The organism is Roseibium suaedae, from assembly GCF_900142725.1.
GTDB lineage: Bacteria > Pseudomonadota > Alphaproteobacteria > Rhizobiales > Stappiaceae > Roseibium > Roseibium suaedae.
On record NZ_FRBW01000002.1, the window covers coordinates 863498 to 878327 of the forward strand.

The window sequence follows — 14830 nt, forward strand, 5'->3', positions numbered from 1 at the left end:
CGCTTGCATTGATGAGAGGCTTTCTCGAACTCAAAAACTTATTTTCTAGATCTTTTTTGCAAATCTTTTCATGTCCGGACACCGAATTTGTCCAAACCCGGCGGAGCGATCCGCCGGGTTTTTGGTTTCTAGGGCCTCAGCCCTCTCTAGTCGCGCGCTTCCAGCCAAAGACGCTGCGACTGCATGGTATCCTCCACCAGACCTTCCGCGATCTTCTCGCCAACAACGGCGCCAAATTTGTAGCCGTGGCCAGAACAGGCCGACACGACCACCGCCTTGCCGGTTTCCTCGAGAAAGAAGTGCTCATCCGATGTGAACGTATAGGCACAGGTCACGACGTCTGCGACACCATACTCATCGATCCGGGAAAAGGGCGGAGCCATCAGATTGCGAAGTGAGAGACCTTCTCCAGGTTCAGGCACCCGGTTCTGATCCGGTTCACCAAGGCGCTTGTGAACGCCCGCCCCCACTTTCAGCCCCGTGCCGGCGACAGGCGGAATGACATATCCTTCGACCGGACCACCGGTCGACAGAATGACCGGTGCCGCCTCCCAATGCGCCTGAAGGTCATGTGGCGGCGTCAGATAGGCAACGGCAGTGCGGTAGGTCGTGAGACGTTCGGACAAGGCTGGTAAAAGCCCCAGCGCCCAGGCTCCCGCCGTCACCACAATCCGGTCCGCCGAAAGCACTTCCCCATCCTCAAGGCAGACCGAGCCTGCAGCAGCGTCCACCGACGCAACGCGGGTATTTGCGCGCACATCGACATTGCGAGCCTTCAGCCAATCCCGAAGGCCACCCGCAATCTTCTGGCAAAGAAGCACGCCACCTTCCGGACTATAGGTGCCATAGCGCAGGCTGCCTCCATCGAGGAACGGATAGCGCTGTTCTGCCTCGGCAGCGCTGAAGTCCTCAAAGGCGTAGCCTCCGGCAACCAATCCATCGCGCATGCCATCGGCTTCGTCGCCCGTCACACGGCAAAGAAGCAGAAAGCCGGTATCGACCAGATGGCGGGCGCCCAGGTCATCCCACATCCGGTCCCAGGCAGCATAGGCTTCGCCGATGCGCCTCTGGTAGCCGCCTTGTGCGCCATAGGCACGGCGGATGATCCGGTGTTGATCGCCTGACGCGGACAAGGGGTTCGGGATAGGTCCCTGCTCAAGCAGGGTCACTTCAATGCCCCTGCGGGTCAGGGCCCAGGCAGTAGACAAACCGGCGATGCCGGCACCGACGATGATAATTTTCATGAGAAACCGGGAGAAGCAGAGGAATACTTCCACCAGTCTAACGGGAGGCGCAGCGGATACAAGCCACCACGCCCCCGGAAGGATCTATTGCTCAGGCTCCGACCTGCGCAATCCAGTCTTCAAGATTATAGTAAGTGGTGATGCGAGCGATCTTGCCGTCCTTCACATCGAAAAAGGTCCCTGCCGGCAGGCGGTAGGTCTGACCGGCCGCCTCTGGCAGTCCCTCGTCGGTGGCAAGGTAAGTGCCGTTGACGATGAACTCGGCAGCTGCACGCGTGCCGTCTTCATTGGCAAAGAGCACCATGTCGGTCAGCTGTTCCTTGTAGCAACGGGTCATGTGCGCGTTGAATTGCGCGAACAGTGCCTTGCCGTTGCGCCGCCCGCCCTGGTTCACATCATGCGCGATGTCATCGCTGACCAGCGCCTCCATGGCGGCCGTGTCGCCAGCGTTGAAGGCAGCGTAATAGCGCTCGAGAAGAGCAAGCGTTGAAGTCTGGGACATATGTGATCCTGTCAGCGTGAACGGCAAAGATACTTGCGGCGGAATTTGCCGCCTTCTTATCGTCTCCGCAAGTCCCTCAAAGGTCTGCATATTCGGGCATCAAGGCCTGACCAGCACACTTGCCGCGCAGGAGCGCACAGCCTGGGTCAGCGGTGCCAGAAACCTGTCCGCGGACCGGCTCACGTGCCAGAAGAGGGAGACATCATACGGCTGCTCCGGACAAAGCTCGACGAGAGTTCCCTCCTCCAGGTGACGCCGAACCAGCGGTTCCGGGTTCATGCCCCACCCAAGCCCTGCAGAAGCTGCATCAACGAAAGCGTGTGTCGAGGCCATCCAATGGGTTGGTGGTACAAGGTCCACCCCGAACACCTGCCGGATCCAGTTCCCCTGAAGACCATCCTTCGCGCTGTAGGTCAGCATCGGCGCTTTCAGGATTGCATCCGGCTTAACGCCTTCACCGAACCATTTGGCCATATAGGTTGGACTTGCCGTTGCCCTGTAACGCAGGGCACCGAGGGCGCTGCAATCGCACCCCTGCACGGGCGACGGGTCCGAACTGACGGCAGCCCTCACTTCGCCCCGGCGCAGGAGATCAGCACTGTGGTCCTGATCATCTATGATGATGTCAAACAGGAGCCCCTCGCATTGAGCCAGTGCCTCAATGAACCAGGTGGCTAGACTGTCCGCATTCACGGCAATCCGGATTGTGGGCCAGGGTCCTGAGAGATCCTCCAGCCCGATATCCGCCTTGAGCGACTGTTCCAGCAGTTCCAGATCTTCCGCATGCCTTTGCAGACGTTTGCCGGCACCAGTCGGCAAGCAAGGTTGCCCCCGGATGATAAGACTGCAGCCGAGCCGTTCCTCAAGCAGCCGGATCCGCTGGGAGATGGCCGACTGAGTCACACCGAGAGCCTGCGCAGCCTTGTCAAAGCCGCCGGTTCGGAGCACCGCAGAAAATGCCTTTAACTGACCAGGATCCAATTTCATTAGAATTTCTAATTAAAGAGAAGAATTTTGAATTTTTCTAATCCAGCTATCTCCACTAGTCAAAGGCATCCCTTTTCAGGAGCCTTCACGTGACCACTGCCCTTTCCGGATTTCTTCTGTCGCTCAGCCTGATTGTCGCCATCGGCGCGCAGAATGCATTCGTGTTGCGTCAGGGGCTGCGCGGTGAACATGTCTTCTGGGTGTGCCTGACATGCGCCCTCAGTGATGCGCTGCTCATCACGCTGGGAGTGACAAGTCTGGCCGCAATCTCACGCCTTCTGCCGTGGATAGAGCCGGTCCTACGCATTGGCGGGGCCGCATTTCTACTGGTCTACGGCCTGCGCAGCCTCAGGGCCGCAATCAAGGGAGGCGAAAAGCTCGACCCAAATGGCGCTGCGGTTTCAAGTCTGGGTTCGACGCTTCTTGTGGTTCTCTCCCTGACCTATCTGAACCCCCATGTCTATCTCGACACGGTGCTTCTGCTTGGCTCCATCGCAAGCCGCTATCCGGGGGAAGAAGCACTCTTCGCGATAGGCGCTGCGCTCGGGTCTTTTGTGTTCTTCTTCACCCTCGGCTATGGCGCCCGGCTTCTTCGGCCCGTTTTCGCCCGTCCACAGGCCTGGCAGGTGCTGGATGTCCTCATCGCCATCATGATGATGAGCCTTTCAGCCAGCCTGCTTCTTGCAGACTAACGAATAGCAGCCACAAAAAGGAAAAAGCCCACGCCCCGGCATACCGGAGCGAGGGCTTTCATTTTTCAATACATCCCCTGATCAGGCGCGGCCGATAGCCTTGTCGACGCTGATCGGACCGGGTCCGGCAGCAGCCAGATAGACGAACACGAAGCAGTAGAGAGCCGCCAGTTCGCCGCCATTGAGGATCGGGTAGAAGCTGCTCGGCGCATGAGCCATGAAATAAGCGACCGCCATCGTGCCAGAGGCAAGGAAAGCAGCAGGACGGGTGAACAACCCGATCACGATCAGGGCACCGCAGATCAGTTCGACGAGACCGGCAGCGCCAGCCATTGTGGTCGGCGAGATGCCGGACATCTTGGTTGCCGGAATGCTGAGATACTTGGTGGTGCCGTGCTGAAGGAACAAAAGGCCTGACGCAATGCGCAGCGCGCTCAGCAAGAACGGGGAAAGGGGAGCAAGAAAGGTCATGAGGAACAGTCTTTCACGGTTGTATTTTGAACAAGTTCGCGTCTACCGCCAAATTTAGCGGGCAGTAGAAGCCGCTCCAAGCGGAAAATCGCAATACCCAATGACAGTTGCTTGTCCGTCAAGGCAGGTCTTGTGCCCATCAGCCGTTTCCGGATAACTGGACATCCTGCCAAAAGAGACGGTGTCATGCCTTTTTCTCAAGAAGATCTCGACCAGCTCGTTGCGCTCAGACGGAGCCTTCACCGCCATCCCGAAGTGTCCGGCCAGGAACAATGGACGGCGGCGAAGATCGAAGACGTGTTGGCACGCTGCCAGCCCGATCGGATCGTCAAAGGCCTTGGTGGCCATGGCGTGGCAGCCGTCTTTCAGGGGAATGAGCAAGGCCCGACGCTGCTGGTCCGCTGCGAACTCGATGCCTTGCCGATCGAGGAAAAGACAGGCCTCGCCTATAGCTCCGAAATTCCCGGCAAGGGGCATCTATGCGGCCATGATGGCCACATGACCATTCTGGCAGCCACTGCACTGGCCCTGCACCGTCAGCGTCCTGGCAGAGGCCGGGTGGTGCTTCTGTTCCAGCCTGCGGAAGAGGATGGATCCGGCGCAGCAGCCGTTGTCTCCGATCCGGCCTTTGCAGATCTGTCCCCCGACCTTGCCTTTTCCTTGCACAACCTTCCCGGTCTTCCCCTCGGCTTTGCCGGGTTGAAAGCTGGACCGGTCAATTGCGCCTCACGCGGTATCAAGTTGCGTTTTGAAGGCAAGACGGCCCATGCCTCCCAACCTGAAACCGGCGTCTCGCCAATGCCAGCCATGGCGGCCCTGATGCCGGTGCTTTCTGGCCTTTCCAAAGGAACTCAGGCTGACCCGGACTTCACCCTCGTCACGATTACCCACGCCTGGCTCGGCGAAGAGGCCTTCGGGATCGCACCGGGCGACGGAGAGATCTGGGCCACTTTGCGAACCCTCACCGATGATGGAATGGCAAGCCTTTGCGAGACTGCCGAAAGGCTGTCTCAAGAAGCTGCAAAGACCCGCGGTCTGCACCTCTCCTTTTCCTATCACGACGTCTTTGACCATTGCGAAAATGCACCGGAAGCCGTTGCGGTGCTCGAACAGGCCCTCGCGGATGAAGGCGTCCCCTTTGGCCCAGCAAACCTACCGATGCGGGCATCAGAGGACTTTGGACGGTTCCGCAAGCTTTGCCCTGCGGCCATGTTCTTTCTGGGATCAGGGGAAGACCACCCGGCCCTTCACAATCCGGACTACGACTTTCCGGAGGAACTGATCCCGATCGGAGCAAAAGTCTTTCTCAGAGCGATCCGGAACCAACTGGGTTGAGCCCGATCAGCCTCCCGTCAGAGTTCCGGGAACTTGCGCTGCCGCCACTGGCTGCGGGGCACGGGAGCACCTACCCGGTAACCGAAGTCGAGGACACGGGTCACACTGTTGTTGACTTCGCACCGGACGGAAAGATCGTACCACTGCCCGGCGGCGAAAAAGGCGACCCTGTCGTTTTGCACCACAGTGCCTGAGCCCAGGTGCAAAATGGGCAATACCTCCGGCTGCCAAGGCGGGCTGGCTCTGCGCAGCTGATCACGCAACTCGGTCATGCAGAGCATGTTGGCCCGCTCATTCCGGCCCATTCCCGCCATCGCCGTCCAGGCACGCGGATCATCCGACAGGGAATCCGAAAAGATCTTCCGCGCCTTGATCAGATTGCCGGAGGTTCCACCTGGCACCCCCTTGGGCTTTGCAGGCTTCGGTGGCGGGGCACTCAGGCTCGCAATTGGGCCGACAGTGCCAAAGTCACTCGGCGCAACGTCTGACGGTTCCGGTCCTGCAGGAATGGCTTGCTCCTCAGGCGAGGCTTCTGCCTGCGCCTCGGGACCGGCAGCAAGGCCTTCAGCCTCCTGCACCTCTTCCTGAACCTCGGGCACGTTTTCGGCCTCTGCGGTCTCAGGCTCTTCCGGGGTCTCGGTCACCTCAGGGGTTTCAGATTGCTCAGCCTCTGCGGTCTCCTCCCCCTTGGGCTCGGCCTGTTCCTCAGGCTCCTGAGCAACCTCGGTTTCCTGCTCGCTTGGTTCCTCCGCCCCGTCCTGCGCCTGCTCGGAACCATTGTCCTTGTCCGCATATTCATAGACGGGCTGAAGAACGGGCAAAGGCTGCTGCGGCTCTACTTGCTGCGCTTCCGGCTCCTGCATCTCTTCTGCCTGGGGGGCGGGCTCGGGTTCAGGTTCGGGCTGCGGGGCTGCTTCCTCTTCGGCCTGCGGCTGCTCCGGTTCAGGCTCTGGTTCCGGCTGAGGCTCGGGCTCGGGTGCGGCTTCTTCTTCCGGCTGCGGCTGAGGTTCTGGCTCTGGTTCAGGCACAAGAACCACGTCCACCGTCTGCTGTTCCTCCCGCATATCGGGAAGCTGCCAGTCAACCTTGGTCAGCAGTGCAGCAGCGACAAGACCATGAAGGACAAGGGAGATCATCACTCCCCCACCTATCCGCACCCAGTTTGCCGGGTCCCTGTCCATCATCGGTCTGCGTTCATCCATGGGACCATGAATAGTCGCAAATGCGTCGAAATAGGAGCGGAATGACCGTTGCACTCGGGAATTTTACCGTCCTTCAAAAACATTAAACCATTCGGTTGACTATTTGAACAACACCATATACATTCAACCACATGGTTGAACATAACACACTCCAGCTCAATGCGATCTTTCACGCGCTCAGCGACGGTACCCGGCGGCAGATGTTGCGGGATCTGTCTGACGGAGAACGGACCGTGAGCCAATTGGCAGAGCCGTTCCAGATCTCGCTTGCTGCCGCCTCCAAGCACATCAAGGTTCTGGAAGCTTCCGGACTGATTGCCAGACAGATCAGCGGACGCACCCACATCTGCCGCCTGGCGCCCGGGCCTCTCGCCAGCGCCCATGAATGGCTCGGCTTCTACGAGCACTTCTGGGCCTCCAGGCTGGATGTGCTCGAGCAACTCCTGCTTCAGGAAGACGACATCAAACCGAAGACACCAATGGGAGACGAGGAATGACCGACACTGCAGTTGCCGGCGATTACGGCATGCTCACCGAACCTGCCACGCTAAAGATCCAGCGCCTTCTTCCAGGTCCGCTTGAGCGGGTGTGGAATTACCTGACCGATGATCGCCTCCGCGCCACATGGTTGGCCGCCGGCCCGATGACGCTTGAAAAGGACGCAGCTTTCACGCTCACCTGGCGCAATGACAATCTGAGTAAGTCGCCAGCCCAGCGGCCGGATGGTTTTCCGGAAGAACACAGCATGGACAGCCGCATCCTCGAGGTTCATGCGCCTTACCGTCTGATTTTCACATGGGGCGAACGCGGAGAGGTCTGTTTTGATCTCGAAGAACAGGACGGCAAGGTGCTTCTGACCGTGGTGCACAAGCGCATCTCCGACCGGGCCAACACCGTGATGATTGGTGCGGGCTGGCACCGCCATCTGGAAGTGCTCGCCGACCGGCTGGATGGGCGCGAGCCGGACACCTTCTGGGCTGGCTGGCTCAAGCTCAGGGCAGAATACGACCAGCGGCTTCCGGCCTGATCCGGGATATCCCGGCAAAGCAAAGAGCCCGGCGGATGATCCGCCGGGCTCTTTTCATTTCAACTCTGCTTGCTGCAGGATCAGCTGTCCAGGAACGAGCGCAGCTTGCGGGACCGGGACGGATGCTTCAGCTTGCGCAGCGCCTTCGCCTCGATCTGACGGATACGTTCGCGGGTCACCGAGAACTGCTGGCCAACTTCTTCCAGCGTGTGGTCGGTGTTCATGCCGATACCGAAACGCATGCGCAGCACGCGCTCTTCACGCGGGGTGAGCGAGGCGAGAACGCGGGTCGTGGTTTCACGCAGGTTCGACTGAATGGCCGCATCGATGGGAAGAACGGCGTTCTTGTCCTCGATGAAATCTCCCAGGTGCGAATCTTCCTCGTCCCCGATCGGGGTTTCCAGAGAGATCGGCTCCTTGGCAATCTTCAGAACCTTGCGAACCTTTTCCAGCGGCATCTGCAGCTTTTCGGCCAGCTCTTCCGGGGTCGGCTCGCGGCCGATCTCGTGCAGCATCTGGCGCGAGGTGCGGACGATCTTGTTGATCGTCTCGATCATGTGCACCGGAATACGGATCGTGCGGGCCTGGTCTGCGATCGAACGGGTGATCGCCTGACGGATCCACCAGGTCGCGTAGGTCGAGAACTTGTAGCCGCGGCGGTACTCGAACTTGTCCACGGCCTTCATCAGGCCGATGTTGCCTTCCTGAATGAGATCCAGGAACTGCAGACCGCGGTTCGTGTACTTCTTGGCGATGGAAATCACGAGACGCAGGTTGGCCTCGACCATTTCCTTCTTGGCGATACGCGCTTCGCGCTCACCCTTCTGCACCATGGCAACGATGCGGCGGAATTCCGTGATCTCGAGACCGGTTTCGGTCGCAAGCGTCTGAATTTCCTGACGCAGATCGCGGATGTTGTCCTTTTCCTTGGCAACGAAGTTCTTCCACCCGCGGGTGGACAGATTCGCAACCTTGCGCAGCCAGTTCGGGTCGAGTTCGGCCCCCTGATACTGCTTGAGGAAGTCGGTCCGGTCGACATTGTAGCTGTCGGCCAGGCGCAGCAGACGGCCTTCATAGCCCATCAGGCGCTTGTTGATGTCGTAGAGCTGGGCAACCAGGGCGTCGATACGGTTCTGGTTCAGGGACAAGCTTTTGACGTCGACGACCAGCTCTTCCTGAATCTTCTTGTAGCGGCGTTCCTGGGACGGGCTGAGCGTCTTGTTGGCCAGCTTGTTTTCAACCAGCTGGTCCTGCAGCTTGCGCAGCTTCTTGTAGCTTTCGGCAACGCGGTCGAAGGTTTCCAGAACCTGCGGCTTCAGTTCGGCTTCCATCGCGGACAGGGAAACGTTGGACTCGAATTCGTCCTCGTCGTCACCGTCTTCTTCGCTCTCGCCTTCCCCTTCACCGCCGGGACCTGCATCATTGGCAGCACGCGGGCCGCCAGGGGCTGCTTCCTCGTCGTCGTCATTGGCCACAGCCGGGCCACCCTTGGCGTCCGGACCTGCATAGGTTGCTTCCAGATCGATGATGTCGCGCAGCAGAACGGTGCCTTCGTTCAGCTCATCACGCCAGATGATAATGGCCTGAAAGGTCAGCGGGCTTTCGCACAGCCCGGCAATCATCGCCTCGCGGCCAGCCTCGATGCGCTTCGCAATGGCGATTTCGCCTTCGCGCGACAGCAGCTCGACCGAACCCATTTCGCGCAGGTACATGCGCACCGGGTCATCGGTACGGTCGGTCGGTTCCTTGGCGGAGGTGGACTTGGCGACCGCCGTTCCACCGCTCGCGACCAGATCACCGCCATCGACATCATCGTCGGTGTTGGCTTCGTCCGCTTCCTCGGCATCGATCACATTGATGCCCATATCGGAGAGCATGGACATGATGTCTTCGATTTTTTCGGACGTGTTCTGATCCGAGGGAAGCACCTCGTTCAGCTCGTCATAAGTGACATAACCGCGCTTCTTGGCGGTTTTGATCATCTTTTTGACAGCAGCATCCGACAGATCAAGCAGAGGGCCATCCGGACCTTCTGCATTGTTGTCCTGTGTGTCGTCTGCCTGTGTCGCCTTCGATACCATATTCTGCTCCACAATCGCGAATGAGCCCATTCGCGGCGCGCCTGAATTTGCTTACTTCCGCACCATCCCCAGCGCGCAAGCCCCCAGGCTGCGCAGCCGTGTGATCGTCAAGAATCGCGAGATGATTTGTAAGCCGTGTCCCTTAAGTCCCAATTAACCGTGAAAAAAATGACCGGCGCCGATTTTCTCCGCGCATTCTTCCCACAGGTTTCCCCTCTCTCGGAAAGATCGCGCAATCCGTAGAGTTTTCAAGTTCGGGTCAACAGCGGTGACAAGACTTCTCGCCGCAGGTGCCTTGACCTTTCGCGGCTCTTTATCGCTGCAAAGCTTCTATTTAGCTCGACGCAGCCGATTCGCAAGTGTGATTCGCGAATCACCAATTGGTTCGGCCAAGTTTTTTGCCTCAAATGGCTTTCACAGCCTTAAAATGGCACCTCGGCCCCGCCAGCGTCCGGCAGCTCCGCTAGGGAAGGCTCGGTCCGCTGCGGCGCCGTACGGATCTTCTTGGCACGTTCCGCCAGTTCCGCCTCGTCCCGCATGCACTCCTCCCGGCGCCTGTTGAGGTCCTTGCTCATGGCCTGAACCCGCATCCAGCTTTCCTCATTGAGATCCTGCTCGGCAGCGGTCATTTCCGCCTCGAGTTCCGCCTCAAGCGTATTGAGTTCCAGCATGTCGAGGAAATGCATGAAGACAGCTTCCAGGAAGTCCTCCGGAGGCGCACTGCGCAAAAGCGGGAACCGCTGCGTCAGGGCCGAGAACGAACCGCCACGCGCAGACCCCGGACGGGCATCCTCCATCATTTCGCGCATCAGCGCCTGAAGACTGTCGTCCAGGCCGGCGGCAACATCGGTGGCGGCTGCCCTGCTGCCGTCAACCCTTTGGGCAAATCGGCAAAGCGCATCCCGGAACCGGCCGTGAAGACTGTCTGAGAACCGAACCGCAACGAGACGCTCCAGATGCCGGTCGAGCAATTGCGGATAATGGACGCAAAGGCCGCAGATGAGGCGCTCCATGCCGTAATGTGGCGTCTCCGGCAGACCGGTGCGGACCGCAAGCAGACTGCCGGGCTCAGGGGCTGGCTGGAACCCGCCGCCAGGCTGGAAGTTGCCCTTGCCGCCCGGCCTGCGCCCTTCCCCGCCCCGCTGCCGGGACTGTTCATAGAACAGGTTGGAGAGCTTGAACTTGAGATCCATCTGGTAGCGGCGCTTGACCCGCGGATCACGGATCGTCTCGACGAGATCCTCGAAGCGCTTTTCCAGAGCCGCCTTGCGCTCAGGCGTGTCGATGCGCGAGACCGAGGTCTCCCGGTCCCAGACAACATCAATCAGCGGCTGAGCCTTCTCCACCTCAGCCTCGAAGCCTGCAAGGCCGCGCTGCTTGATCAGATCATCCGGATCCATGCCGTCCGGCAGGAAGGAGAACTGGAAAGAATATCCACTGTGAAGCACCGGAAAGATCCGGTCGATCGCCCTATGGGCCGCAGACACGCCAGCCGCGTCCCCATCGAAGCAGACCACCGGCTCGGCAGCAAACTTCCAAAGGCGCGTGACCTGATCCTCAGTGAAGGCCGTCCCCAGGGTCGCCACCACATGGCGCACGCCTGCCTGCCATAAAGCAATCGCATCCAGATAGCCTTCCACCACGACCGCCTGACCGGCCTTGTAGGCAGGCTCGCGCGCCCTATGGGCGTTGAAAAGCATGATGCCCTTGTGAAAGAGAGGCGTTTCCGGAGAGTTCAGGTATTTCGGCTGACCTTCCGGCGAGAGAGTACGGCCACCGAAAGCCACCACGCGGCCGCGATCATCATGGATCGGGATCATCAGGCGGCCGCGGAACCGGTCATAGGCCGGACGGCCGTCCTCCGGCTTAATCAGCAGCCCCGCCTCGATCATCATGCTTTCAGGCACGTCCCGTGCAATCAGATGCTGCTTCAGCGCATCCCGGCTTTCAGGGGCGAAGCCGAAGCGAAACTCGGACAGGGTTTCGGCAGAAAGGCCGCGCTTCTGGGCATAGGCACGGGCAGCCGTGCCGCGCGGGCCGCCATATTCCATCTGAAAGAACTTGGCCGCCATCTCGCAAACGTCGGCAAGGCTTGCCCGTTGCTTCTCCCGGCGGGCAGCCTGAGGATCAGGCGCAGGAAGGGCGACGCCCGCCTGATCGGCCAGCCGCTCCACCGCCTCCGGGAAGCTCAATCCCTCGGTTTCCATCAGGAACCGGAAATGATCTCCCGAGGCTCCGCAGCCAAAGCAATGATACCGGTTCCGCCGGTCCTCGACGTGAAAGCTCGGGCTCTTTTCCTGATGGAACGGGCAACAGGCCCAGAAGTCTCCCTTGCCCGGCTGGGTCTTGCGCCGGTCCCACGACACCTTCCGCCCGACGATGTCGGACAGATTGATACGGGCCCGTATCTCATCGAGAAGTCGATTGTCGAAACGCATTGAACTCGCCGGTTATCGTCTTCCGGACCTCCGTCCGGCATCCTGCAAAGATGATAGCCTCCGCACGAGTTGGCAATCAGCCCGTGACGGAAGCGCATTCTTTGCATTTGGAGATAAGCGGGAGCGCCGGTCCCGGGCCCCTCGCCTGAGGCGGCTTATATCAGACCGCTGGGAATAGCAAAATCCGCAGGCGCGGAACGCGCCTGAAAAGATCAGGCCGTGCCGGCCGATCCATTGTTTTCCACACGCAGCAAATCGCGCACCACGCAGGACGCCTGAACAAAGTCCATCTGGCCCGGATAGCGGGCCTTGAGCTCATTCATGCAGCGGCCGATGTCCCTGAGGCCATGAGCCCCCAGATCACGGACGGTCTTCTCGCACAGGACACGCATCTTTTCCGTGTCGATCTGCCCCGGAAGGAACTCGCGGATGATATCGCCTTCGCGTTGCTCCTGGGCAGCGAGCTCGAGCTGACCGGTCTCTTCATACTCCTTGGTCGAAACGTCACGCTGACGGACCATTTTCTGAAGGATATCCAGCACCTCTTCGTCACCCACGCCATCCCGGCCGGTCTGACGGACAATGGTGTCCCGGTCCTTGATCGCAGCCAGAATCAGCCGCAGGGTCGCAATGCGCCCCTTGTCATTGGCAGTTTCTGCGGCTTTCAGAGCCGAATTGATCTTCTCGCGCATGGCTTTCCCCCGCCCCAGAACACGCACAGCACCGGTGCGCGTCTGCGTTTACGCAACTAGAACCGTTAAAGCGTTGATCTATATAGTATATTTTTCAGATGATCAATGTTGACGATCCGGCCCGCTTCCCATAGAGTCCGGCGCTTAATGCAGACGGCATTAATGTTGGGTTCGCCCGCGCGCTTTCGCCTTCTCTGCAGCGCATGATGTCACCAACAAAATCTGGAAACAAGACATGACGACTGCCGACGCATGGTCCACTAAACCTGCGACCGCCCTCCTTGTCCTTGCCGATGGCAGCGTGATCGAAGGCGAAGGCCTCGGCGCCACAGGCGAAGCTGTTGGCGAAATCTGCTTCAACACAGCCATGACCGGTTACCAGGAAATCCTGACCGATCCGTCCTACGCTGGCCAGATCATCACTTTCACTTTTCCCCATATTGGCAACGTCGGTACCAACGACGAGGATATCGAGACCGTCAACATGGCGGCTGAGAGCGGCATCCGCGGCTGCGTGCTGAATGCCTCGATCACCGATCCGTCCAACTACCGAGCCTCGCGTCATCTGGACCAGTGGCTCAAGGCCCGTGGCCTGATCGGCATTTCCGGTGTCGACACCCGCGCCCTGACCGCCCTGATCCGTGAAAAGGGCGTTCCGAACGGGGTCATCGCCTATCATCCGGACGGCCAGTTCAACCTGGACGCGCTCAAGAAGATGGCTGCCGAATGGCCGGGCCTCGAAGGCATGGACCTCGCCAAGGACGTGACCACCACGCAGACTCATCCCTGGGACGAAACGTCGTGGGAATGGGACAAGGGCTATGGCCACACCAAGGAAGCAGAGTTCAACGTTGTTGCCCTCGACTTCGGCATCAAGCGCAACATTCTGCGCCTTCTGACCGATGCCGGCTGCAAGGTCACCGTTCTGCCGGCAAATGCCACCGCTGAAGATGTGCTTGCCTATAATCCGGACGGCGTGTTCCTTTCCAACGGACCGGGCGACCCGGCCGCGACCGGCGAATACGCAGCCAGCACCATCAAGGCTGTTGTCGAAAAGGGCATTCCGACCTTCGGGATCTGCCTCGGACATCAGATGCTGGCGCTGGCGCTCGGCGGCAAGACCATGAAGATGCACCAGGGTCACCATGGCGCAAACCACCCGGTTCACGATCACACCACCGGCAAGGTGGAGATCACCTCCATGAACCATGGCTTTGCCGTGGACACCGCAAGCCTGCCGGAAACGGTCGAGGAAACCCATGTTTCGCTCTTCGACGGCTCCAACTGCGGCATCCGACTGAAGGGCAAGCCGGTGTTCTCCGTGCAGTATCACCCGGAAGCATCCCCCGGCCCGCGCGACAGCCACTATCTGTTCAAGCGCTTCACCGATTTCATGCGTGACGCCAAGTCCGCCTGACCGAAGGCCAAAGACACCAAAAACAAAAGCCCCGAACCATCAGGTCGCGGGGCTTTTATTTTGGACAAGAGTCCTTCAGCAGAAAGACCGATGGCCTTGGGAGGAAGGCCACCGGACAAGTCAGAAGAAATCAGGCACCAGCGACGAGCTGGTTCAAAGAGGACAAGACGTTGTCCACTTCGGCGACCTGCTCGTCGAGCATGGCCTTTTGTTCGCGCAGCATCTTCTGCTGGCTTTCGCAAATGTCGCGAAGTTCTGCAAACTGCTCCTGGCGCGGCGTATCGCCTTCCACAAGCTTGATGACCCGCCGGATCTCGACGAGAGTCAGACCGATTTTCTTTGCCTGCAGGATCACCCGCATGCGGCTGACGTCCTGCGTACCGTAGAAACGGCGAGCCCCGCGGCGGACGGGGTTCAGCAGGCCCTTTTCCTCATAGAAACGGAGGGTTCGCAGGGTCACATCAAAAAGCTCCGACATTTCGGAGATAGCAAGAGGCTGCGCTTCCGCAACATCCTCAACCAGTGGCCCTGCGAGATCTGGCAGGACAACCATCTTGGTAGCTACACTGTTCATTTTATTGCCCGATATTTGTTTTCATTAGCGCAATGTGATCCTGCTACGTGCCCGCCTTGCTTCTCGACCCACCTTCGATCAGCCAGACACTCGCACGGCCCGTAACTTCCAAGCCGGTTTTCAGATGAATTTCCGGAGAGGATAACCACCCATCACGCAACGTTCAGT

General features: G+C 59.5%; 14 protein-coding genes. 5 read left to right on the forward strand and 9 right to left on the reverse strand.

Translation table 11 applies throughout. The annotated features are described in order from the left end of the window. Positions 1-146: 146 nt before the first annotated feature. The 3 genes from BUA94_RS10985 to BUA94_RS10995 all read right to left on the reverse strand — a co-directional run bounded on the left by BUA94_RS10985 (position 147) and on the right by BUA94_RS10995 (position 2733). Positions 147-1244, reverse strand: coding sequence for an NAD(P)/FAD-dependent oxidoreductase (locus BUA94_RS10985; protein ID WP_073012996.1), 1098 nt, complete (start codon positions 1242-1244; stop codon positions 147-149). A gap of 91 nt (positions 1245-1335) precedes the next feature. Next, positions 1336-1746: a ketosteroid isomerase-related protein gene (locus tag BUA94_RS10990; protein WP_073012999.1), complete on the reverse strand. Its 411-nt coding sequence runs from the start codon at positions 1744-1746 to the stop codon at positions 1336-1338. A gap of 99 nt (positions 1747-1845) precedes the next feature. Further along, positions 1846-2733 carry a LysR family transcriptional regulator ArgP gene (locus tag BUA94_RS10995; RefSeq protein WP_073013002.1) on the reverse strand — a complete coding sequence of 296 codons (888 nt, stop codon included), beginning with the start codon at positions 2731-2733 and terminating at the stop codon, positions 1846-1848. Positions 2734-2822: 89 nt separating this feature from the next. Between BUA94_RS10995 and BUA94_RS11000 the strand changes: the two genes are divergently transcribed. After that, on the forward strand, positions 2823-3425 hold the full coding sequence (locus BUA94_RS11000; RefSeq protein WP_073013007.1) for a LysE/ArgO family amino acid transporter: 603 nt from the start codon (positions 2823-2825) through the stop codon (positions 3423-3425). Between the two features lie 81 nt (positions 3426-3506). Here BUA94_RS11000 and BUA94_RS11005 read toward each other — a convergent pair whose 3' ends face one another. Continuing rightward, the gene (locus BUA94_RS11005; protein ID WP_073013010.1) at positions 3507-3896 is read right to left on the reverse strand and encodes a DoxX family protein; all 390 of its coding nucleotides are present in this window, start codon (positions 3894-3896) and stop codon (positions 3507-3509) included. A gap of 186 nt (positions 3897-4082) precedes the next feature. On the opposite strand from BUA94_RS11005, the gene BUA94_RS11010 reads away from it, so the two are divergent. Next, on the forward strand, positions 4083-5231 hold the full coding sequence (locus BUA94_RS11010; RefSeq protein ID WP_073013014.1) for an amidohydrolase: 1149 nt from the start codon (positions 4083-4085) through the stop codon (positions 5229-5231). 17 nt (positions 5232-5248) lie between these two features. On the opposite strand, the gene BUA94_RS11015 is transcribed toward BUA94_RS11010, so the two are convergent. After that, a complete protein-coding gene (locus BUA94_RS11015; RefSeq protein ID WP_073013017.1) occupies positions 5249-6367 on the reverse strand; it encodes a DUF930 domain-containing protein in 1119 nt (372 codons plus the stop codon). 197 nt (positions 6368-6564) lie between these two features. On the opposite strand from BUA94_RS11015, the gene BUA94_RS11020 reads away from it, so the two are divergent. Together BUA94_RS11020 and BUA94_RS11025 are read left to right on the forward strand one after the other, a co-directional pair. Beyond that, the gene (locus BUA94_RS11020; protein ID WP_073013020.1) at positions 6565-6930 is read left to right on the forward strand and encodes an ArsR/SmtB family transcription factor; all 366 of its coding nucleotides are present in this window, start codon (positions 6565-6567) and stop codon (positions 6928-6930) included. Then, complete coding sequence (locus tag BUA94_RS11025; RefSeq protein WP_073013022.1) at positions 6927-7460, forward strand: SRPBCC family protein; 534 nt, start codon at positions 6927-6929, stop codon at positions 7458-7460. Before BUA94_RS11020 ends, BUA94_RS11025 begins: the two co-directional genes overlap by 4 nt. A gap of 80 nt (positions 7461-7540) precedes the next feature. On the opposite strand, the gene rpoD is transcribed toward BUA94_RS11025, so the two are convergent. From rpoD to BUA94_RS11040, 3 genes are all read right to left on the reverse strand, one after another. After that, the gene (gene rpoD, locus BUA94_RS11030; protein WP_073013823.1) at positions 7541-9541 is read right to left on the reverse strand and encodes an RNA polymerase sigma factor RpoD; all 2001 of its coding nucleotides are present in this window, start codon (positions 9539-9541) and stop codon (positions 7541-7543) included. 422 nt (positions 9542-9963) lie between these two features. Next, a complete protein-coding gene (gene dnaG, locus BUA94_RS11035; protein ID WP_084081932.1) occupies positions 9964-11979 on the reverse strand; it encodes a DNA primase in 2016 nt (671 codons plus the stop codon). A gap of 212 nt (positions 11980-12191) precedes the next feature. Beyond that, the gene (locus BUA94_RS11040) at positions 12192-12671 is read right to left on the reverse strand and encodes a GatB/YqeY domain-containing protein (protein WP_073013024.1); all 480 of its coding nucleotides are present in this window, start codon (positions 12669-12671) and stop codon (positions 12192-12194) included. A gap of 235 nt (positions 12672-12906) precedes the next feature. On the opposite strand from BUA94_RS11040, the gene carA reads away from it, so the two are divergent. Continuing rightward, positions 12907-14088, forward strand: coding sequence for a glutamine-hydrolyzing carbamoyl-phosphate synthase small subunit (carA, locus tag BUA94_RS11045; RefSeq protein WP_073013027.1), 1182 nt, complete (start codon positions 12907-12909; stop codon positions 14086-14088). A gap of 130 nt (positions 14089-14218) precedes the next feature. Here carA and BUA94_RS11050 read toward each other — a convergent pair whose 3' ends face one another. Beyond that, positions 14219-14662 carry a MerR family transcriptional regulator gene (locus tag BUA94_RS11050; protein WP_073013030.1) on the reverse strand — a complete coding sequence of 148 codons (444 nt, stop codon included), beginning with the start codon at positions 14660-14662 and terminating at the stop codon, positions 14219-14221. Between the last annotated feature and the right edge of the window lie 168 nt (positions 14663-14830).

What these genes read in the sequence shown, in the direction of transcription:
- BUA94_RS11025 (WP_073013022.1), top strand. Translation starts at nt 6,927, where the DNA reads ATGACCGACACTGCAGTTGCCGGCGATTACGGCATGCTCACCGAACCT.
- BUA94_RS10995 (WP_073013002.1), bottom strand. Translation starts at nt 2,733, where the DNA reads ATGAAATTGGATCCTGGTCAGTTAAAGGCATTTTCTGCGGTGCTCCGA.
- BUA94_RS11005 (WP_073013010.1), bottom strand. Translation starts at nt 3,896, where the DNA reads ATGACCTTTCTTGCTCCCCTTTCCCCGTTCTTGCTGAGCGCGCTGCGC.
- dnaG (WP_084081932.1), bottom strand. Translation starts at nt 11,979, where the DNA reads ATGCGTTTCGACAATCGACTTCTCGATGAGATACGGGCCCGTATCAAT.
- carA (WP_073013027.1), top strand. Translation starts at nt 12,907, where the DNA reads ATGACGACTGCCGACGCATGGTCCACTAAACCTGCGACCGCCCTCCTT.
- BUA94_RS11015 (WP_073013017.1), bottom strand. Translation starts at nt 6,367, where the DNA reads ATGATCTCCCTTGTCCTTCATGGTCTTGTCGCTGCTGCACTGCTGACC.
- BUA94_RS11050 (WP_073013030.1), bottom strand. Translation starts at nt 14,662, where the DNA reads ATGAACAGTGTAGCTACCAAGATGGTTGTCCTGCCAGATCTCGCAGGG.
- rpoD (WP_073013823.1), bottom strand. Translation starts at nt 9,541, where the DNA reads ATGGTATCGAAGGCGACACAGGCAGACGACACACAGGACAACAATGCA.
- BUA94_RS10990 (WP_073012999.1), bottom strand. Translation starts at nt 1,746, where the DNA reads ATGTCCCAGACTTCAACGCTTGCTCTTCTCGAGCGCTATTACGCTGCC.
- BUA94_RS11020 (WP_073013020.1), top strand. Translation starts at nt 6,565, where the DNA reads ATGGTTGAACATAACACACTCCAGCTCAATGCGATCTTTCACGCGCTC.
- BUA94_RS10985 (WP_073012996.1), bottom strand. Translation starts at nt 1,244, where the DNA reads ATGAAAATTATCATCGTCGGTGCCGGCATCGCCGGTTTGTCTACTGCC.
- BUA94_RS11010 (WP_073013014.1), top strand. Translation starts at nt 4,083, where the DNA reads ATGCCTTTTTCTCAAGAAGATCTCGACCAGCTCGTTGCGCTCAGACGG.
- BUA94_RS11040 (WP_073013024.1), bottom strand. Translation starts at nt 12,671, where the DNA reads ATGCGCGAGAAGATCAATTCGGCTCTGAAAGCCGCAGAAACTGCCAAT.